The 22,498-nt window shown below is 63.7% G+C and carries 3 protein-coding genes; all 3 read left to right on the top strand.

Annotated features, from left to right (window positions below):
- Positions 1-23: 23 nt before the first annotated feature.
- The 3 genes from KVG91_RS02445 to macA all read left to right on the top strand — a co-directional run bounded on the left by KVG91_RS02445 (position 24) and on the right by macA (position 22,498).
- A complete protein-coding gene (locus tag KVG91_RS02445; protein ID WP_169374386.1) occupies positions 24-12,989 on the top strand; it encodes a non-ribosomal peptide synthetase in 12,966 nt (4,321 codons plus the stop codon).
- On the top strand, positions 12,986-21,283 hold the full coding sequence (locus KVG91_RS02440; protein WP_169374387.1) for a non-ribosomal peptide synthetase: 8,298 nt from the start codon (positions 12,986-12,988) through the stop codon (positions 21,281-21,283). The genes KVG91_RS02445 and KVG91_RS02440 overlap by 4 nt, the downstream gene beginning before the upstream one ends.
- A gap of 66 nt (positions 21,284-21,349) precedes the next feature.
- Entirely contained in the window at positions 21,350-22,498 is a 1,149-nt protein-coding gene (macA, locus tag KVG91_RS02435; protein ID WP_169374388.1) for a macrolide transporter subunit MacA, read from the top strand.

The following is a 22,498-nucleotide window of genomic DNA, read 5'->3' as shown; positions in this document are numbered from 1 at the left end:
TCGTCTTTACAGCAGGTTATCCCATGCATTTCAGCGAACTGTTGGCCGTTATTTCCACCCGTGCGATCCGCCTTCAACAGGAAGATGAAGACTTGGTCATTCTGGGCAGTGACGACGCGCTGGACGATGCGCTGTGGGACAGCCTCGCTGCCCACAAGGCGCAACTGCTGGAGTTGGTTGCCCGGCACAACGGCGATTGGTTGAGCCCGGCCTTTCGCATCACCCCGGACATGTTGCCGCTGGTGACGCTGGATCAAACCAGCCTCGACCGCATCGTCGCGGACGTGCCAGGGGGGGCAGCGAATCTTCAGGACATCTACCCCTTGGCACCTCTGCAGGAGGGCATGCTTTACCTGCATTTGTCCGCCGAGGCGGGCGACCCTTACGTTTCGCAGGCGCGATTTGCCTTTGCCAGCCGAGAGCGCCTGCAGGCCTTCGCCGACGCATTGCAATGGATGATCGGACGCCACGACATTTTGCGCACTTCGTTTATCTGGGAGCGCCTGGACGAACCGCTGCAAGTGGTCCAGCGCAAGGCTTCGTTGCACTGCGAAGAGTTTGAGGTGAGCGGCAGCGATGACGCGCTCGGGCAACTGCTGCGACGCCACGATCCGCAGCACTTGCGCCTCGATGTTCAGCAGGCGCCGCTGCTGCGCCTGGTGTTTGCCGACGATCCCGCCAATGGTCGCATAGTTGCCTTGTTGCTGTTCCATCACTTGATCATGGACCACCTTGCGCTGGATGTGATACGCCGCGAAGCGCAGGCCTTTCTGCTCGGGCAGAGCGCCCAGGTGGCGGCGCCGGTGCCCTATCGCGATCACCTCGCGCGCGCCAGGCTGGCCGCGAACAAGCCGGCCCATGAGGCGTTTTTCCGCGAGATGCTCGCCGACATCGACGAGCCGACGCTGCCCTGCGGATTGCGGGATGTAAAGGGCGACGGGCATTTGATCGAGGAAGCCTCGCTGATGCTCGACAGGGCCCTGAGTCTCCAATTGCGCGAGCAGGCGCGGCAGTTGGGGGTAAGTGTGGCCAGTGTCATGCACTTGGTGTTGGCGCGGGTTCTCGGCGAATTGTCCGGGCGAACGGCGGTGGTGTTCGGCACCGTACTGCTCGGGCGGATGGCGGCCGGCGAGGGCGGCGAACACGCATTGGGGATGTTCATCAACACCTTGCCGCTGCGGGTCGACGTCGGTGCCGACGATGTGCGCGCCGGCGTGTTGCTGACCCATCGTCGCCTGACCGGGTTGCTCGGCCATGAGCAAGCCTCGCTGGCGCTGGCCCAGCGCTGCAGCGCGGTGGCAGTGCCGACGCCACTGTTCAGCGCGATCCTCAATTACCGTCACAGCAGTGTTGACGAAGTTGCCGAGATCATCGATATCGCCCCGGGTGTGCAGGTATTGGGCGCGCGGGAGCGCACCAACTACCCGTTGACCGTCAACATTGACGATTTAGGCGAAGATTTGCGCATCACCGCCCTGGCCGAGGCCAGTCTTGGTGCGCAACGGATCGGCGAGTATCTGCAGACTACATTGCAAGGCCTGGTCGATGCCTTGCAGGCGGCCGCGCCCACGCCGCTGCACAGCATTCGCATCCTGCCGCAAGCCGAGCGCGAACAGCTATTGCACGGCGCCCATGCAACGCTCGCGCACTTCCCTGATACGCCGTTGATCCATCGGCAATTCGAAACTCACGCGCAGACCCGGCCGGACGCCACCGCATTGCTATTTGACGAGCAGACCCTCAGCTACGGCGAGCTCAATCGCCGCGCCAACCGGGTCGCCCATCACTTGCTGGCTATTGGAATTCGGCCGGACGATCGTGTGGCGATCTGCGTCGAGCGTGGCCCGCAAATGATCATCGGCTTGCTTGGCGTACTCAAGGCCGGCGCCGCTTATGTACCGATCGACCCGGCGTATCCGCAAGAGCGAATCGCCTTCACCTTGCAGGACAGCGCGCCGGTCGCGCTGCTGCTGCAAACCGCTACGCGGGCTCGCGTCGGTGCGCTCGACGTGCCGCTGATCGACCTCGACAGTCAGCATCTTCACGCCGAATCCGAAAGCAATCCGCAGATCGCCGGGTTGACCCCTGCGCATCTGGCTTACGTGATCTACACCTCTGGCTCCACCGGTTTGCCCAAGGGCGTCATGGTCGAGCATCGCAACGTGGCGCGGCTGTTTTGCGCTACGTCGCACTGGTTTCACTTCAATGAGCGCGACGTCTGGGCGCTGTTCCACTCGTTCGCCTTCGATTTCTCGGTGTGGGAAATCTGGGGCGCGCTGGCGTTCGGTGGGCAATTGCTGCTGGTCCCGCAAAGCGTCAGCCGTGCGCCGCAGGAGTGCTATGCGTTGCTATGCCGCAGCGGCGTGACCGTGCTTAACCAAACACCCAGCGCGTTCCGCCAGTTGATCGACGCGCAGGGCCGCAGTGTGCTGCAGCATTCGCTGCGGGAGGTGATTTTCGGCGGCGAAGCGCTCGAGCCGCAGTTGCTGAAACCGTGGTATGCCCGTGTCGGCAACGCCGGTACCCGGTTGGTGAACATGTACGGCATCACCGAAACCACGGTGCACGTGACCTGTCGCCCACTGCAGGCCACCGATGCGCAACGGCTCGGGGTCAGTCCGATCGGCGTGCCAATTCCCGACCTGCAACTGTACCTGCTCGACCCTCAAGGTGAACCGGTGCCGGTCGGTGTGACGGGCGAGTTGTATGTCGGTGGCGCCGGGGTGGCGCGGGGTTATCTGAATCGTGCGCAGCTTACCGCCGAGCGCTTCATTCGCGACCCTTTCAGCAGCGCCGCCGATGCGCGCCTGTACAAAACCGGTGACTTGGCCCGCTGGGCAGCCGACGGTAGTCTCGACTATCTGGGGCGCAACGATGATCAGGTGAAGATCCGCGGTTTTCGCATCGAACTCGGCGAAATTCAAGCGCGTCTGTCGGCCTGCGCCGGCGTGCGCGAAGCTGTGGTCATTGCCCGTGAAGACAGCCCCGGCGACCCGCGACTGGTCGCGTACTGGATCGCTGACGACGGCGAAGAACCGAGCGTGGCGCACCTGCGCGACGCGCTGCTGAACTCGCTGGCTGATTACATGGTGCCAAGTGCGTTCGTGCGTCTCGACGCCTTGCCGCTGACCACCAACGGTAAACTTGACCGCAAGGCGTTGCCGCCGCCGGACAGCGAAGCGTATGCGCGACGCGGATTCGAGGCGCCCCAGGGCGCGGTGGAAAGCCTGATTGCCGGCATCTGGCAAAGTTTGCTCGGTGTCGAGCAAGTGGGCAGGCATGAGAACTTTTTCGAGTTGGGCGGGCATTCGCTGCTGGCGGTCAAGCTGGTCGAACGCATGCGCCAGCACGACCTGCACTGCGATGTGCGGGTACTGTTCGGGCAGCCGAGCGTGGCGGCGTTGGCGGCGACCCTTGGTGTGGCGCAGGCTTATGCCGTACCGGCCAATCGCATCGAGCCCGGCTGCACGTCGATCACCCCGCAGCAATTGCCGTTGGCCAACCTCGATCAGGCCGGCATCGACACGGTGCTTGCCAGCGTGCCCGGCGGTGTCGCTAATGTTCAAGACATCTATGCACTGGCGCCATTGCAGGCGGGAATTCTCTATCACCACCTCGCCACGAACAGCGGCGACCCCTACGTGTTGCAGGCGCAGTTCGCGTTCGATGACCTGGCGCGGATCAAAACCTTTGTGCTTGCCATGAACCGCGTGATTGTGCGGCACGACATCCTGCGTACCGGCGTGGTCTGGGAAGGCCTGGAGGAACCGGTGCAAGTGGTCTGGCGCGAGGCACCGCTGAACCTTGAGCGGGTGGATGCCGACAGCCTGACCGGGGATGTGCTGGAGCAGATGCAGGCACGTTTCGATCCGCGTCACTATCGTCTCGATCTGAAACAGGCGCCGCTGATGCGTTTTGCCTACACCGAAGACCGGGCCAATCAGCGCTGGGTCGGCATCCTGCTGATGCATCACATGATCCTCGACCATACCGCGCTGGACGTGCTCGTGGCGCAAATAAGCGACCTGATGCACGGGCGCACGGAAGATCTGCCGCCAGCGGTGCAATATCGCAACTATGTGGCGCATGCCCGCGCGGGCAGCGATGAAGAGGCGCAAGTGCAATTTTTTCGCGACATGCTCGGCGACATCCATCAACCCACCCTGGCGTTCGGTGTGCAGGACGTGCTCGGCGATGGTAGCGCCATTGTCGACAGCCAGTTAGCCCTGGACGATGACCTTGGCCGACGTCTGCGCGAGTTGTCCCGGCGCCTCGGTATCAGCATCGCCAGCGTGGTGCATCAAGCCTGGGCGCAAGTCCTGGCGCGGGTTTCAGGCCAGCAGGACGTGGTTTTCGGCACCGTGCTGCTCGGGCGCCTGCAAGGCGGCGAGGGCGCTGATCGCGCGTTGGGCATGTTCATCAACACCTTGCCAGTGCGCGTCACTGTCGGCGCCGAATCGGTGCAGGACAGCGTGCGCGCCACCCATCAACGTCTGGCCCAGTTGCTCGGGCATGAGCAGGCTTCACTGGCGCTGGCCCAGCGCTGCAGCGGTGTCGCCGCGACGCTGCCGCTGTTCAGCACGCTGCTCAATTACCGCCACAGTCAGCCAGGCGCGGCCACGCCGGCCTGGGACGGCATAGAAATGCTCTGCTCGCGCGAGCGCAGCAATTACCCGCTGGTGGTCAGCGTCGACGACCTCGGTGACGGTTTCCTTTTGAATGTACAGGCGGTGCCGCAGGTGGACGGCGTGCGCGTTTGCGATTACTTGCAAACCGCTTTACACAGTCTGGTGGACGCTCTCGATGACTCGCCGACAGTGCCGGTGCGGCAGTTGTCGATTGTCTCGCCGGGCGAACGCCAGCAGGTATTGTTCGGTTTCAATGACACCGCGCAGTCATTCCCGCCGGCGCAGACCGTGCAGCGTTTGGTCGAAGTGCAAGCGTTGGCCAATCCCGACGCGTGGGCTGCGGTGCAGGGCGAGCAGCGTTTGAGTTATGCCCAGCTGAATCAGCGCGCCAATCGCCTGTCCCATCACCTGATCGACCTCGGCGTGCAGCCCAATGATCGCATCGCCGTGTGCCTGCGCCGCAGCCCGCAGATGTTCGTGGCATTGCTGGCGATTCTCAAGGCAGGCGGCGCTTATGTGCCGATCGATCCGGCCCATCCTCGCGAGCGCATCGCCTATCTGCTGCAGGACTGCGATCCGCTCGCAGTGCTGGCCGACGCCTCGACCCGCGCGTTGCTCGGCACCGTGCCATTGGTCGACCTGGACAGCGATGGCTGGGCGCATTTGTCCGACGACAACCCGCGGTTGCCAGCGCTGACTCCGGCCCATCTCGCCTATGTAATTTACACCTCTGGCTCCACCGGCCAACCGAAAGGGGTGATGGTCGAACATTGCACGCTGGAAAACCTCGTGCATTGGCACGCTGAAGCCTTCGATCTTCGCGCCGGCAGCCATACCGCCAGCGTCGCCGGGTTTGGCTTTGACGCCATGGCCTGGGAGGTCTGGCCCGCTCTGTGTGTTGGCGCCACTGTACATCTGCCGCCGGCATCGATAGGCAACGAACACCTTGATGAGTTGCTTGAATGGTGGCGCGCGCAGCCGTTGCAGGTCAGTTTCCTGCCGACGCCGGTAGCGGAATACGCGTTCAGTCGCGGGCTGGGCCATCCGACCTTGCGTACGCTGTTGATCGGCGGCGACAAGCTCAGGCAGTCCCCGGGTGACCAGACCTTTGAGGTGATAAACAACTACGGACCGACCGAAGCCACGGTGGTCGCAACGTCCGGGCGCATCGAGCCTGGGCAGGGGTTGCACATCGGTCGACCGATCGCCAATGCCAACGTCTATTTACTCGACAGTCAGCAACAACCGGTACCGGTCGGCGTCCAGGGTGAGCTGTATGTCGGCGGCGCCGGCGTCGCTCGCGGTTACCTGAATCGCCCGGCGCTGACCGCCGAAATGTTCCTCGAAGATCCGTTCAGCGATAAACCGCACGGGCGCATGTACCGCACCGGTGACCTTGCCCGTTGGCGGGCGGACGGCACGCTCGAGTATCTGGGGCGTAATGACGATCAGGTCAAACTGCGCGGCGTACGCATCGAACCCGGCGAAATCGAAGCCGCGCTCAGTGCGCATAGTGCCATCCAGGATGTGGTGGTGCTGGTGCGGGACGGGCGACTGCTGGCGTGGTTCAGCGAGCGCGGCGCGGTCGATATTGCCGACTTGCGTCGCCACTTGCAGAGCCGGCTGCCCGAAGCGCTGATCCCCGCCGCTTATGTCCGGGTCGAGGCGTTGCCGTTGACCGCCAACGGCAAGATTGACCGCAAGGCCTTGCCTGAGCCGGATCACGGTGCTTGGCTCAGCTATGAATACGCAGCGCCGCAAGGTCCGCTGGAACAGGCGTTGGCGCAGATCTGGAGCGATCTGCTCAAGATCGAACAGGTCGGGCGTCATGATAATTTCTTCGAACTTGGTGGGCATTCGCTGCTCGCCGTGAGCCTGATCGAGCGCCTGCGTCAGCGCGGTCTGAGCGCCGATGTGCGTGTGCTGTTCAGTCAGCCGACCCTCGCCGCGCTGGCGGCAACGCTGGGCAGTGGCCGCGAAATCGACGTGCCAGCCAATCGCATTGCGCATGACTGCCGTCACATCACCGCGGACATGTTGAGCTTGAGCGAGCTGGATCAGGCCAGTGTCGAGCGCATCGTCGCCAGCGTGCCGGGCGGTGCGGCCAATGTGCAGGACATTTATCCGCTGGCGCCGTTGCAGGAGGGCATTCTCTATCACCACCTCAGCGCCGGCCAGGGCGATCCGTATCTGCTGCAATCGAGCCTGGCCTTTGCCAACATCGACCGTCTGTATGCCTTCGTCAATGCCTTGCAAGGGGTCATCGAGCGGCACGATATTTTGCGCACCAGCGTGGTCTGGGAGGGGGTGCGCAGTCCGCAGCAAGTGGTCTGGCGACGTGCGCCGTTAGCGGTGGACGGCGTGACGCTGGACGCCGCCGACGGTGACGTGCTCGCCCAGCTGCAAGCGCGTTTTGCCGCCCGGCAATGGCGGCTCGATCTCGGCCAGGCGCCGCTGATGCGGCTGGTGTATGCCGACGATCCCGTGCACGAGCGAGTCGTGGCCATGCTGCTGTTCCATCATATCGCCCTTGATCACACCGCCCTGGAGGTGGTGCGTCAGGAGATGCAGGCCAGCCTGCTCGGCGACACTCAACCACTGCCGGCGCCAGCGCCGTACCGCAACTACGTGGCGCAGGCACGGCACGGCGTCAGCGAGCAGGAGCACGAAACGTTTTTCCGCGAAATGCTCGGCGATATTGATGAGCCAACCTTGCCGTTCGGTTTGCGTGAAATCGACGGTGATGGCCGCGATATTGAAGCGTATGTCAGTGCAATGCCACTTGAGTTGAGCCAGCGCTTGCGGGCGCAGGCGCGCAGCGTCGGGGTAAGCGCCGCCAGCCTGTTTCACCTTGCGTGGGCGCAGGTGCTGGCGGCCACGGCCGGGCAGCCGTGCGTGGTGTTCGGCACGGTGCTGCTCGGTCGCATGCAGGGCGGCGCGGGCGCTGATCGAGCACTGGGTATGTTCATCAATACCTTGCCGTTGCGCGTCGAAGTGAACGAGCACAGCGTCAGCACAGCAGTGCGCGCTGTGCATCAACGGCTGGCCGCGCTGCTCGGTCACGAACACGCCTCACTGGCGCTGGCCCAGCGTTGCAGTGCTGTTGCCGCGCCGTCGCCGCTGTTCAGTTCGGTGCTCAATTATCGTCACAGCGCCGCGCGCCAGTCCGATGAACCAGCGTGGCAGGGGATCGAATTTCTAACGCATGAAGGGCGCAGCCATTACCCGCTGACGCTGAGCATCAACGACCTGGGCGAAGGTTTCGATCTGTCGGTGCTGACGCGCCCCGAGGTCGGTGCGCAACAGGTCTGCGACCTGATGCACAGCGCGCTGGCGGTGCTGGTGTCGGCGCTGGAGCACAACCCGCAGCGGGCGCTGAATCGACTGTCGATCCTGCCGCCATGCGAGCGCGAACGGGTGCTCATGCAGTTCAACGCCAGCGCGGCGGCTTTCCCGCCAGCGCAAACCGTGCACCGACTCTTCGAAACGCAGGTCTTGCTCAACCCTCAGGCGGTGGCGGTGCAAGCAGGCGAGCAGCAACTGACCTATGCGCAGCTCAATCAACAGGCCAATCGCCTTGCGCACTATCTGCTCGAGCTGGGTGTCAGGCCCGACGCGCGGGTGGCGATTTGCACCCGGCGTGACCCGCACATGCTGCTGGCCATGCTGGCGGTGCTCAAGGCTGGCGCAGCCTATGTACCGATCGACCCGGCGCATCCGGCCGAGCGCATCGCTTACTTGCTGGCCGACAGTGCACCGCTGGCCCTGCTGGTCTCTGGCGTGGCGCTGGGCGCGGTGGCGGTGCCGGTGATTGACCTTGGTGATGAGCATTGGCTTGACCTGCCTGAACAGAATCCTGAGGGCGACGGTTTGACGCCACAGAATCTTGCCTACGTGATTTACACCTCCGGCTCCACTGGCCAGCCCAAGGGCGTGATGGTCGAACACCGTACCCTGGAAAACCTCGTGCACTGGCACGCCGCAGCCTTCGATTTGCACGCCGGCAGCCATACCGCCAGTGTCGCCGGTTTCGGCTTTGACGCCATGGCCTGGGAAGTCTGGCCGGCCTTGTGTGTGGGCGCGACCCTGCATTTGCCACCGGCATCGATCGGCAATGAACACCTCGATGAGTTGCTCGAATGGTGGCGGGCGCAGCCGTTGCAGGTCAGTTTCCTGCCGACGCCGGTGGCTGAATACGCGTTCAGCCGCGGGCTGAGCCATCCGACCTTGCGCACACTGTTGATCGGCGGCGACAAGCTCAGGCAATTCCCACGCAATCAGACCTTCGACGTGATAAACAACTACGGACCCACCGAAGCCACGGTGGTGGCGACGTCGGGTCGTATCGATGCGGCGCAGGCGTTGCACATCGGTCGGCCGATCGCCAATGCCAGGGTGTATGTCCTCGACGCACAACAGAACCCATTGCCAGTAGGGGTCAAGGGTGAGCTGTACGTCGCCGGCGCCGGCTTGGCCAGGGGATACCTGAACCGCGATGAATTGACCGCCGAGCGGTTCTGCGCCGACCCGTTCAGCGCCGAGCCCGGCGCGCGAATGTATCGCACGGGCGACCTGGTGCGTTGGCGCGCCGACGGCACTCTGGAGTATCTGGGGCGAAACGACGACCAGGTCAAACTGCGTGGCGTGCGCGTGGAACTCGGGGAAATCGAAGCGGCGCTGGTCAGTTATCCGACGCTGCGGGACGCCGTGGCACAGGTGCGTGACGGTCAATTACTGGCCTGGTTCACCGCGCGCGATTCGTTGGAACTCGACGACCTGCGCCAGCATCTGCAATCGCGCTTACCGCAAGCCTTGCTGCCGGCGGCCTACATGCAGTTGGAGGCCTTGCCGCTGACGGCCAATGGCAAACTTGACCGCAACGCCTTGCCGGACCCGAATCAAAGTGCATGGCTGAGCCGCACGTACGAAGCGCCGCAAGGCGCGGTGGAAATCGCGCTGGCTCAAATCTGGAGCGATGTGCTCAAGGTCGAACAGGTCGGCCGCCACGATAACTTCTTCGAACTGGGCGGCCACTCGTTGCTCGCCGTCAGCGTCATTGAGCGCATGCGCCAGATCGATCTGAGCACTGACGTGCGCGTACTGTTCAACCAGCCGACATTGACGGCGCTGGCGGCGGCCGTGGGGAGCGGTCGCGAAATCGAAGTGCCGGCCAACGGCATCGCGACGAACTGTGCTCACATCACGCCAGGCATGCTCAGCCTGCTGGAACTGGATCAGGCCAGCATCGAACGCATCGTCGCCACGGTGCCGGGCGGCGCGGCCAATGTGCAGGACATTTACCCGCTGGCGCCGTTGCAGGAAGGCATTCTTTATCATCACATCACCGCCAGGCAACACGATCCGTACGTGCTGCAGTCGCGTCTGATGTTCGCCAGTGTCGAGCGCGTCGAGGCCTTCGCCAGCGCGTTGCGTCAGGTCATGGCGCGCCACGACATCCTGCGCACGGCGATCGTCTGGCAAGGCCTGGCCGCGCCGGTGCAAGTGGTGTGGCGCGAGGCTGAATTGCCGGTGGAAGAAGTCACGATCGAGCAACTGTCGACGCGTTCGCTGGATCTGGGTCAAGCCCCGCTGATCCGCTTGTTGTACGCCCGCGATCCGGCCTCTGAGCAAGTGGCCGGTGTGCTGTTGTTCCATCACATCGCCCTCGACCACACGGCGCTGGAAGTCGTGCGCGAAGAAATGCAGATCAGCCTCTGTGGCGAACAGCGCCCCCTGCCGCCAGCGGTGCCGTACCGCAACTATGTGGCGCAGGCGCGGTTGGGCATCAGTGAGGCGGAGCACGAAGGGTTTTTCCGCGACATGCTCGGTGATATCGATGAGCCAACGCTGCCGTTCGGTCTGCATGAGGTCAATGCCGAGGCGGGTACTTACGCGGAAGCTGGGCTGGCACTGCCCGACGCGCTGGCGCAACGGCTGCGCAGTCAGGCGCGACAGAGGGGTATCAGCGTCGCCAGCGTGTTTCATCTGGCTTGGGCACGGGTGCTGGGCGCCACCTCCGGGCAGGAGCGCGTGGTGTTCGGCACTGTACTGATGGGTCGCATGCAGGGCGGGGCGGGCGCGGATCGCGGGCTGGGGATGTTCATCAACACCTTGCCGCTGCGCGTCGATCTCGGCGCACAAGCCGTGCAGGCGGCGCTTGCGGCCACGCATGGGCAACTCACCGGGCTGTTGGCGCATGAGCACGCTTCGCTGGCGCTGGCCCAGCGTTGCAGCCGGATCGCGGCACCGGCGCCGCTGTTCAGCGCGATGCTCAACTATCGCCACGGCAGCGCGACGCCCGCACAAGCGCATCCGGCGTGGCAAGGCATCGAAACCTTGCACAGCGAGGAGCGCACCAACTATCCGTTGAGTCTCAACGTCGATGACCTCGACACAGGTTTCAGGCTCACCGCAATCACCTCGGCCGAGGTCGGTGCGTTGCGCCTCTGCACGTATATGGAAACTGCACTGCACGGGTTGGTCGACGCGCTGGAGCAGACGCCGCAGCAACCGATCGATCAGGTGCCGGTATTGCCAGATGCCGAGCGCCAGCGCTTGCTGTTCGACTTCAACGCTACGGCCGTCGCTTACAACCTGCAGCAAACCTTGCATGGCCTGTTCGAGGCTCAGGTGCTGCGCACCCCGCATGCAGTCGCGGTGCAAATCGCGGGTCAGCACTTGGACTTCCAGCAACTCAACGAGCACGCCAACCGCCTGGCCCATCATCTTATCCAGCTTGGAGTCCAGGCGGATTCACGGGTGGCGATCTGCGTCGAGCGCAGTGTCGCCATGGTCGTCGGCCTGCTGGCGATCCTCAAGGCGGGCGGCGGTTATGTTCCGCTCGACCCGGACTACCCGGTTGAACGCATCGCGTACATGCTCGCCGACAGTGCGCCGGTGGCGGTGCTGGTGCAAGGCAGCACGGCGGCGCTGGCCGGCACGCTGACGGTGCCGGCGATCAATCTGGAGGAACAGGTCTGGGGTGACTTGCCGGCGACCAATCCGCAGATCAACGGCCTGACGTCGGCGCATCTGGCCTATGTCATCTACACCTCCGGCTCTACCGGTCAGCCCAAAGGTGTGGCCAACGAGCACAGCGCGGTGGTCAACCGTTTGCTGTGGATGCAGGACGCCTATGCGCTGACGCCGGCGGATACGGTGTTGCAGAAGACCCCGTTCAGTTTCGACGTGTCTGTGTGGGAGTTTTTCTGGCCGTTGATGACCGGTGCGCGCCTGCTGCTGGCGCGCCCTGGCGGGCACAAGGAGCCGGCCTACCTGAGTGAGCTGATCGAGCGCGAACATGTCACCACGGCACATTTTGTCCCATCGATGCTTGACGTGTTTCTTGCCCACGGCCAGATCGAGCGCTGTGCCGCACTGCGTCAGGTGATGTGCAGCGGCGAGGCGTTGCCCGGCAGTCTGGTGCGGCGGTTCAAACAGCACTTGCCGGCCAGCCAGTTGCATAACCTGTACGGTCCGACCGAAGCAGCGGTGGACGTCACCGCGTGGAACTGCGCCGGGCCGTTGCTGGACACCCCGGACAACACGCCGATCGGCAAACCCATCGCCAACACGCGAATGTATATCCTCAACGCGCAGCAACAACCAGTGCCGCAAGGCGTGGTTGGCGAGCTGTACATCGGTGGCGTCCAGGTGGCGCGCGGTTATCTGAACCGCGCCGAGCTCAGCGCCGAACGGTTCCTGCGTGACCCGTTCAACCAGCAGGCGCAAGCGCGCATGTACCGTACCGGCGATATTGCTCGCTATCGCGCCGACGGCAATATCGAATACCTGGGTCGCAATGATGATCAGGTCAAGATTCGCGGCCTGCGCATCGAGCTGGGTGAAATTCAGGCGTGCCTGTCCAGGATCGACGGCGTGCAGGAAGCGGCAGTGCTGGCCCGCGAAGACGTGCCAGGCAACAAACGCCTGGTGGCGTACTACACCGGTTCGCGTCTGGACATCGACCTCCTGCGCGCCGCATTGCTGCATGCGCTGCCGGATTACATGGTCCCTGCGACCTACATCCATCTGGAGCGCTTGCCACTCAGCCCCAACGGCAAACTCGACCGCAAGGCCTTGCCCGCGCCGAATCAGGACGCGCTTGTCAGCCGTCCATATGAGGCCCCGGTCGGCGCGGTGGAAATCACCTTGGCGCGGCTGTGGTGCGAGTTGCTCAACGTCGAACGGATCGGCCGTCACGACCACTTTTTCGAGCTGGGCGGGCATTCGTTGCTGGCGGTGAGTCTGGTCGGCCGTCTGCAACAGGAAGGCATGGAGGCTGACGTCCGGGCGTTGTTCGAACAACCGACGCTGGCCGGCTACGCCGCAATCACGGAAAGAATGGAGATCGTCCTGTGAACCTGAATCCTTTGTTGGCGACACTCAAAGCCCGAGACATCCAGTTGACGGTCACGGACGACCAGTTGCGCGTCAATGGCAACAAGCAGGCCCTGGGCGATCCGGCATTACTGGCGTCGTTGCGCGAACACAAGGCGGCGCTGATCGAACTGATCAAGGCAGGCGAGTATTCAGCCGCCCGCACCGGACAGGTCGAGGTGCCAGCTAATGGCATTGAGGCCGGTTGCACTTACATCACCCCGGCGATGCTGACCCTGACGCAACTGAGCCAGGAAGCCCTGGATCAACTGTGCGAAGGCATCCCCGGCGGGGCGGCCAACGTGCAGGACATCTATCCACTGACACCGTTGCAGGAAGGCATTCTCTACCACCACGTCAGCGCGCAGCACGGCGACCCGTACGTGATGCAGGCGCAATTTGCGTTCAGCGGGCCGCAGCGTTTGCAGGCGTTCGCCGATGCCTTGCAAACGGTCATCGATCGCCACGACATCTTGCGCACGGCGGTGGCCTGGGAAGGCCTCGACACGCCCTTGCAAGTGGTCATGCGCGATGCGCGCTTACCCTTGGAAGAAGTGGTGCTGGAGGCCGATGGCGGCGATGCGCTGGCACAGTTGCACGCACGCTTCGACGCCCGGCAGTTCCGTCTTGACGTAACCTGCGCGCCGCTGGTGCGCCTGGTGCATGCCTGGGATGCGTGCGAGCAACGCATCGTCGCGATGCTGTTATTCCACCACATGGCGATGGACCACTCGGCACTGGCGGTGGTCAGTGAGGAGCTGCAGGCCTGCCTGTGCGGGTACGCCGCGCGGTTGGGCCCGCCCGTGCCGTTTCGCAATTACGTGGCCCAGGCGCGATTGGGCATCAGCGAGGCGGAACACGAAGCGTTCTTCCGCGACATGCTCGCTGACATCGACGAACCCACCTTGCCGTACGGCCTGCAAGGCGTGCATGGCGACGGCAGCGACCTTGTCGAATCCAGCCAGGCGCTCGACTCGCAACTGGACCAACGCTTGCGAGCACAGGCACGACGGCAGGGGGTGAGCGTCGCAAGCCTGTTCCACCTGGGTTGGGGCCAGGTGCTGAGCGCCCTGACCGGGCAAACGAGCGTGGTCTTCGGCACCGTATTGATGGGGCGCATGCACAACGCCGAAGGCACCGAACGCGCGCTGGGCATCTTCATCAATACCTTGCCGCTGCGGGTCGACATCGCAGCGCTGGCCGTCAGGGAGGCGATCAAGGCCACCCACGCGCGGCTGACCACGCTGATGCGCCACGAGCATGCGCCGCTGGCACTGGCGCAGCGCTGCAGTGGGGTGGTTGCCTCGTCGCCGTTGTTCAGCACGCTGCTCAACTATCGCCACAGTGCCTCCAGCGCCAATGCCAGCGCCGAAGCACTCGCCGCCTGGGACGGCATCAGTGTGCTGCGTTCGCAAGAGCGCACCAACTACCCGCTGACGCTGAGCATCGACGACTTCGGCGACCGCTTCAGCCTCACGTTACTGGCCACCAGTGCTGTTGATGGTGAGCGTCTCTGCGCCTATCTGGTGCGCGCGGTGGAGCAGTTGCTGTCGACGCTCGAACACGCGCCGGACACCCCGGTGAGTCAATTGTCGGTGCTGCCGACCGCCGAGCGCGAACAGGTGCTGCGTGGGTTCAATGCCAGCCAGGTCGATTACCCACCGGCGCAGCCCATTCATCAGCGTTTCGAAGCACAGGTGCTGGCGCGTCCGCACGCGCTGGCTGCGGTGCATTTGGGTGAGTCGCTGACTTTTGCCGAGTTGAATCAGAGATCCAACGCCCTGGCGCATCAATTGATCGCTCTGGGCGTGCAACCTGACGACCGGGTCGCCATCCTCGCCCGGCGCGGGCTGGACGCAGTGGTCGGGTTGCTGGCGATCCTCAAGGCCGGCGCCGGTTACGTGCCGGTCGATCCCGCGCACCCGGCTGAACGTCTGCTGCATCTGCTGCGCGACAGTGCGCCAGTCGCCGTATTAACCAGCGCTGATCTGCGCGAACGTCTGCCGGGACTGGCAGTGCCCATGCTGGACCTGGACCCGCGCACCTGGCCGCTGGGCAGCACCCGTAACCCGCAACGGACGGATCTCGATGTCACGCACTTGGCTTACGTGATCTATACCTCCGGCTCGACCGGTTTGCCCAAGGGCGTAATGGTCGAGCACCGTACCCTGTCGAACCTGGTCGACTGGCACTGCGCCGCCTTTGACCTGTGTGCCGGCCGCCACACCTCGAGCCTCGCCGGCTTCGGCTTCGATGCCATGGCCTGGGAAGTCTGGCCAGCGCTGTGTGCGGGCGCCACGCTGCACATCGCCCCGGCGCATGACGGCAGCGAAGACATCGACGCCTTGCTTGACTGGTGGCGCGCGCAGCCCCTGGATGTGAGTTTCCTGCCCACGCCAGTGGCGGAATACGCATTCAGCCAACAGTTGGAACACCCGACGTTGCGCACGCTACTGGTCGGCGGCGACCGTTTGCGCCAGTTTTCGCGCAACCAGCGTTTCGACGTAATCAACAATTACGGCCCGACCGAAACCACGGTGGTCGCCACTTCCGGGCGCATTGACTGCGGTGATGCGTTGCACATCGGCAAGCCGGTGAGCAATGCCACGGTCTATCTGCTCGATAAGCAACAGCGCCCGGTACCGATTGGCGCGGTCGGCGAGTTGTACATCGGCGGTACTGGCGTAGCCCGGGGCTACTTGAACCAGCCGCAGCTGACGGCCGAACGCTTCCTGCGCGATCCCTTCAGCCACGCGGCACAGGCGCGCATGTACCGCTCCGGCGACCTTGCGCGCTGGCGCGGCGACGGCACGCTCGAGTATTTGGGGCGCAATGATGATCAGGTGAAAATTCGCGGCGCGCGTATCGAACCGCGGGAAATCGAGAACCGCCTCAATCAATTGCCCGGGATTCAGGAATCGGTGGTGCTGGTGCGCGAGGATCAGCCGGGGCAGCCGCGGCTGGTGGCGTATTTCACCGAACAGACGCAGGTGCAGGCGCTGGCCGTGGCCGAACTGCGCACGCTGCTGCTGACCCAACTGCCGGAATACATGGTGCCGTCCGCCTTCGTCAAACTCGACGGATTACCGCTGACCGCCAACGGCAAACTCGACCGCAAGGCCCTGCCGAAACCCGAGCGTTCGGCATTGTTCGCCCGAGAATATGCCGCGCCGCAAGGCGAAGTGGAAAACGCGCTGGCCGACATCTGGGCCGACGTGCTGCAGGTCGAGCGGGTAGGGCGCGCGGATCATTTCTTCGAATTGGGCGGGCATTCGCTGCTGGCCATGCGCATGGTCGCGCAGGTCAGGCAGCGACTGGGTGTCGAGCTGGTGCTCAGTGATCTGTTCGCCAACGCCGAACTGGCGGCGGTGGCGCAGGTATTGACCGAGGCCGGGCGCTGCACGCAACCGCCGATACTGCCGGTGCCCCGTGAAACGGCGCTGCCACTGTCGTTTTCGCAGCAGCGCTTCTGGTTTCTGGCGCAGATGGAGGGTGCCAACACCGCCTATAACATTCCGATTGCCCTGCGCCTGCGCGGTGCGCTGGACGACGATGCCCTGCAACGGGCGCTGGCGCGCATCGTCGCGCGCCACGAAACATTGCGCAGCCGCTTCGCGCCGCTGGATGGCAACGCTCAGGTGTTGATCGCTCCGGTCGACAGCGGCCTGCTGTTGCGCGTCGAGGATCTGCGCCACCACCCACAGGCGCAAGAGGCGTTGCAGGCGCTGATCCAGGGCGAGGCTTCGGGGCCGTTCGATCTGCTTGACGATCCGCTGATTCGCGGACGTCTGATACGTCTGGCCGATGATCACCATGTGCTGCTGCTCACCTTGCACCACATCATCTCAGACGGTTGGTCGATGGGCGTGCTCACCCGCGAACTGATGGCGCTGTATCAGGCGTTCAGTCGGGGCGAAGACGATCCGTTGCCGGCGTTGACCCTGCAATACAGTGATTACGCGGTGTGGCAGCGGCGTTGGTTGAGCGGCGAGGTGTTGCAGCGTCAGAGCGAATACTGGCAACGCACCTTGCGCGATGTGCCGGCCCTGCTGACCCTGCCCACGGATCGGCCGCGACCGGCGCAGCAGGATTACGCCGGCAGCAGCATTGCGCTGCAACTGGATGAGCGCTTGAGCGCCGGGCTCACGGCCTTGAGTCAGCGCCATGGCGTGACGTTATACATGACGCTGCTCAGCGCATGGGCACTGCTGCTCGGGCGTCTGGCCGGGCAGACTGACGTGATCATCGGTTCGCCGGTGGCCAACCGCACTCGGGCAGAAGTCGAGGGAATGATTGGCCTGTTCGTCAACACCCTGGCACTGCGCATCGACACCGGCGGTGAGTTGACCGGCGAAGCGCTGCTGGCGCGGGTCAAGGCGCTGACAGTCGAAGCTCAGGCGCATCAGGACCTGCCGTTCGAGCAAGTGGTGGAAATTACTCGGCCAGTGCGCAGCCTGGCGCACAGTCCGCTGTTCCAGACCATGTTCAACTGGCGCAACGGCGACGGCCCGGCACTGGCCTTGGGTGAGTTGACGCTGGAAGCCGTGGCCGAACCCAGTCACTTCGCCAAGTTCGATCTGACCCTGACCCTCGGCGACACTGCCGAGGGCATCGGCGGCTGGCTTGAATACGCCACGGCGCTGTTCGATGAAACTACGGTGAAGCGCTTTGCCGGTTACTTGCAGCAACTGCTGCAGGCCATGGTCAGCAACGACCAGGCGCTGCTCGCCCATGTGCCGCTGGTGCAGGACGAGGAGCGCCAGCGCTTGCTGGTTGATTTCAATGCGACCGAACGCGAATACCCACAGAGCGACACGGTACAGCGTGTGTTCGAAGCCCTGGCCTTGCAACAACCCCACGCCGTCGCAGCGCTGCATGGCGAGCAGACCCTGAGCTATGCGCAGTTAAACCACAGGGCCAATCGGCTGGCACATTATCTGCTCAGCAATGGCGTAAAAGCCGGCGATGCGGTGGCGCTTCTGTTGCCGCGCTCACTGGACTTGCTGCTCGCGCAATTGGCTATCGGCAAATGCGCGGCCGCCTGGGTGCCGCTGGATATTCACGCGCCGAGCGAGCGCCAGGCGTTCATGGTCGAGGATTGCCAGGCGTCTGTGCTGCTGACCCATAGCACAGCCACCCTGGACTTTGCCGTACGGCGCATCGATCTCGATCTGTTACAGCTTGACACTCAACCCCATCACAACCCGGATCTGCCGCAGTCGGCACAAACGCCGGCGTACATCATGTACACCTCAGGCTCCACCGGCATGCCCAAAGGCGTGATGGTGCCGCACCGGGCGATCACGCGGCTGGTGATCAACAACGGCTACGCCGATTTCAATCGGCAGGATTGCGTGGCATTCGCCTCCAACCCGGCGTTCGACGCGAGCACCATGGACGTCTGGGGTGCATTGCTCAATGGCGCGCGGGTGGCGATCATCGACCATGCCACTTTGCTCGAGCCGCAGGCGTTCGGCGACGAGCTGAAACGCAGCGGCGCGAGCATCCTGTTCGTGACCACGGCACTGTTCAACCAATATGTACAGCTGATTCCCGACGCCCTGAAGGGCTTGCGTATCCTGCTTTGCGGCGGCGAGCGCGGTGATCCGGCGGCGTTTCGCAAGTTGCGCGCCGAGGCACCTGATCTGCGTCTGGTGCACTGCTATGGCCCGACGGAAACCACCACGTACGCCACTGCATTTGCAGTACAGAGCGTCGCCGAAGAGGCCGACAGCGTGTCAATCGGCGGGCCGATTTCCAACACACAGGTGTATGTGCTCGATGCCTGTCAGCAACCGGTGCCGTTCGGCGTCACCGGTGAGTTGTACATCGGCGGGCAGGGCGTTGCCCTGGGTTATCTGAACCGTCCTGAGCTGACGGCACAGAAATTCCTCCACGACCCGTTCAGCAGCAGGCCCGATGCAACCATGTACCGCACCGGCGACCTGGTGCGCTGGCTGGCGCCGGGGCAGCTCGAGTGCCTCGGCCGCAATGACGACCAAGTGAAGGTTCGCGGCTTTCGCATTGAACTGGGCGAGATCGAAAACCGGCTGCTCAGTTGCCCGGGCGTCAAAGAGGCGGTGGTGCTGGCACGGCAAGACGGCAAGCAGACACGTTTGGTGGCTTATTTCACCGCAGACGATGCCGACCTGCAAAGCGCCACGCTGCGTGCCTTGTTGCAGGCACGGCTACCGGAATACATGGTGCCTTCGGCGTGGGTGCGTCTTGAGGTGTTGCCGCTGAACAACAACGGCAAGGTCGACCGCAAGGCCCTGCCGGTACCGACCCAGGCGGCAATGCTCAACCGTGTGTACGAGGCGCCGGGCAATCCCATGGAAACCCGTCTGGCCGAGTTGTGGAGCGAAATCCTTCAGGTCGAACGGGTTGGGCGTCATGACAACTTCTTCGAGCTGGGCGGGCATTCGTTGTTGGCGGTGCGGCTGGTCAACCAGATGCAGCAAACCGGTCTGTCGATGACCTTGGCCGAGCTGTTCCAGCACCCGAGCATTGAAGCGGCGGCTGCGCTGCTCGGTGAACGAGACGGTGTCATCGAGCAGGAACCGGGGCTGACCGTGGTTCGCGCAGGCGATCGCGGTACGCCATTGTTTCTGGTCCATGAATTCAGCGGCCGCGACCTGTATTTTCCGGCGTTGGGCCGGCACATCGGCGGCGATTTCCCGATCTACGGTCTGCCCGGTATCGACTTCGGCCAGACGCAATTACGCACCCTTGAATGCCTGGCGACGCGCATGGTCAAGATCATTCGTGGCAGACAACCCCACGGGCCCTTTCGATTGGCAGGCTGGTCGTTTGGCGGGGTGCTGGCTTACGAAGTCGCTCAGCAACTGTTGGGCCAGGACGAAGTCGTCGAGTTTATCGGACTGATCGACAGCTATGTGCCGCGCCTGGCCGATCCGCACAAGGCCCGCTGGAGCGATGCTCACGTGCACAAGCGCCAACTGCTCTTGCATTGCACCGCGCACTGGATCGGCCTTGGCGACGACGGCCAGCGCGGGCTGACGGCGCTGGCCGTGTTGCAAAGCGAGGTGCAAGCACTGACGTTCGCCGAACTGCTCGAACGCTGCCAGCGCCAGCAATTGCTCCATCCCGAGTTGGCGGCAGCCTCGGCGGAGGATACCTGGCACTACATCGATCGCGAGGTGGCGCACGGGCATGCGCTGGCGCATTACCGGGTCAATCCGTTGCCGTTGCCAGTGCACGTGTTCCGCGCGCAGCAACGCTCGACGGCGATGGAGCAGCTCAGCCCGACCCTGGGCTGGGCGCAGGAGTTGCCGGATGCCGAGTTGTGCTGCATCGACGTGCCCGGCGATCACCAAAGCATGATGAAAGCCCCGCACATTCAAGCGCTGGGCCTGGCAATGAGCCAGGCACTGGAAGGGGCGCAGGCACCGGCAGCGCCTGTGTATCAACCGCTGGTCACCCTTCAGACCGGCGATAGCGCACGGGCTCCGATCTTCTGCGTGCCGGGTGCCGGCGACAGCGTCACCGGCTTCATTCATCTGACCGAGGCCATCGGTCCCGATTGGCCAGTCCACGGCCTGCAACCGCGCGGGCTGGAAGGCGGCGCTGTGCCGCATAGTGAGGTCGAGGCAGCGGCGCGTTTTTATCGGCGGGCAATTGAGCAACTCTATCCGCAAGGCCCGCTGCACCTGATCGGGCATTCTTTCGGCGGCTGGGTGGTCCATGCCATGGCCGCGCAGTTCCAGGCGGATGGACGCGAAGTGGCGTCGTTGACCCTGATCGACAGCGAATCACCCGGCGGCAATGGGGTGGTTGGCAAGCCGTACACCGCGACCGCTGCGCTACAGCGGCTGATCGAGGCGCTGCAACTGTCGGCCGGCACTTCGCTGGGCATCGATGCTGAGGTATTCGCCGTCGCCGATGACGCCATGCAACTGCGTCTGTTGCACGAGGGCATGGTGCGTGCGGGCGTGCTGTCGGCGCGGTCGTCGCCGCAGTCTCTACTCGGTTCGACGCGCACCTTCGCCAGCGCCTTGCGCACGGTTTATCAACCGCGTCAGCGCTATAGCGGCCCGGTGCGATTGGCGCTGGCGGAGGATCCGACGCTGGACGCTGCCGGCAATCAGCGCGAGCAGGCGGCTATGGTCGAAGGCTGGCGGCGTGAGGCGAATGATCTGACGGTGTGGCGCGGGCCAGGCAATCATTTCACCCTGCTCAAGGCCCCCAATGTGTTCAGTTTCGCAGCATGGTGGCACGAGGGTCTGAAGCAGCCGGCCAGTGCAATGCTCTCCTGACTGACGTGTACGTCTTGCAGCCCGGTCGCTGGCCGGGCTCAACCCTTAACGGATTTGTGGTCATCTATGGAAAAGTCAAAGTTGCGCAAAGTCGCTCTGGGTGTGGTGTTGACGGCCATGGCCGGCTTGTTGCTTTACGCGGTGCAAGCGCCGGCGCAAGCGCCACAGTATTTGACCGCCACGGTGGAGCGCGGTGACATCGAGAACGCAGTGCTCGCGACCGGGCTGCTCGAAGGCATCAAGCAGGTCGATGTCGGTGCGCAAGTGTCGGGTCAATTGAAATCGCTGAAGGTCAAGGTCGGCGACAAGGTGAAGAAGGGGCAGTGGCTGGCGGAAATCGATCCGCTGGTGTTGCAGAACACGTTGCGTCAGGCCCAGGTCGACGAAGAAAACCTGCAAGCCCAAAAGCGCGCGACCCAGGCGCAATTGCGCCAGACCAAGGCGCTGTTCGAGCGTTACCGGAACTTGCAGGAGGACGCTTCGATCTCCCGCCAGGATTTCGAAACCGCACAATCGAATTACGAAGTGCAGCAGGCCAACCTGCTGTCCCTGGACGCGCAGATCAAGAGTGCGCATATCCAGATCGACACCGCCAAGGTCAATCTGGCGTACACGCGGATTATTGCGCCGATTGATGGCGATGTGGTCGGCATCGTCACACAGGAAGGCCAGACTGTCATCGCTAACCAGTTGGCGCCGATCCTGCTCAAGCTGGCCGATCTGGACACCATGACCGTCAAGGCGCAAGTGTCAGAAGCGGATGTGATTCACATCGCGCCGGGGCAGGAGGTGTATTTCACCATTCTTGGCGAAGACAAACGCTATTACGGCAAGCTGCGCGGCACTGAGCCGGCACCGCAGAATTTCCTCGAAACCCCGCCGGCCGGTACTGCGAAGCAAAACACGGCGGTGTTTTACAACGCGCTGTTTGAGGTGCCCAACCCGGATCATCGCCTGCGCATTTCCATGACCGCGCAGGTGCGGGTGGTGCTCGACACGGCCAAATCAGTGCTGACCATTCCGGTGGCGGCGCTAGGAGCGCGCAACAACGATGGCAGTTTTGCGGTGCGCGTGCTCGATGCCAAGGGCCAGGCCCAGGCGCGCGTTGTACGGGTCGGGATCAACAACAACGTCAAAGTTCAAATCAACGACGGATTGGTTGAAGGCGATCGGGTGGTGATCGGTGACCCGGTATCCGCTGTGGCGGGGGCCTGA

This window comes from Pseudomonas azadiae (genome assembly GCF_019145355.1).
GTDB lineage: Bacteria > Pseudomonadota > Gammaproteobacteria > Pseudomonadales > Pseudomonadaceae > Aquipseudomonas > Aquipseudomonas azadiae.
This window is presented reverse-complemented; position numbering and strand designations above follow the sequence as displayed.

Coding starts and splice junctions, on each gene's coding strand:
- KVG91_RS02445 (WP_169374386.1), top strand. CDS start 24: ATGCATTTCAGCGAACTGTTGGCCGTTATTTCCACCCGTGCGATCCGC.
- macA (WP_169374388.1), top strand. CDS start 21,350: ATGGAAAAGTCAAAGTTGCGCAAAGTCGCTCTGGGTGTGGTGTTGACG.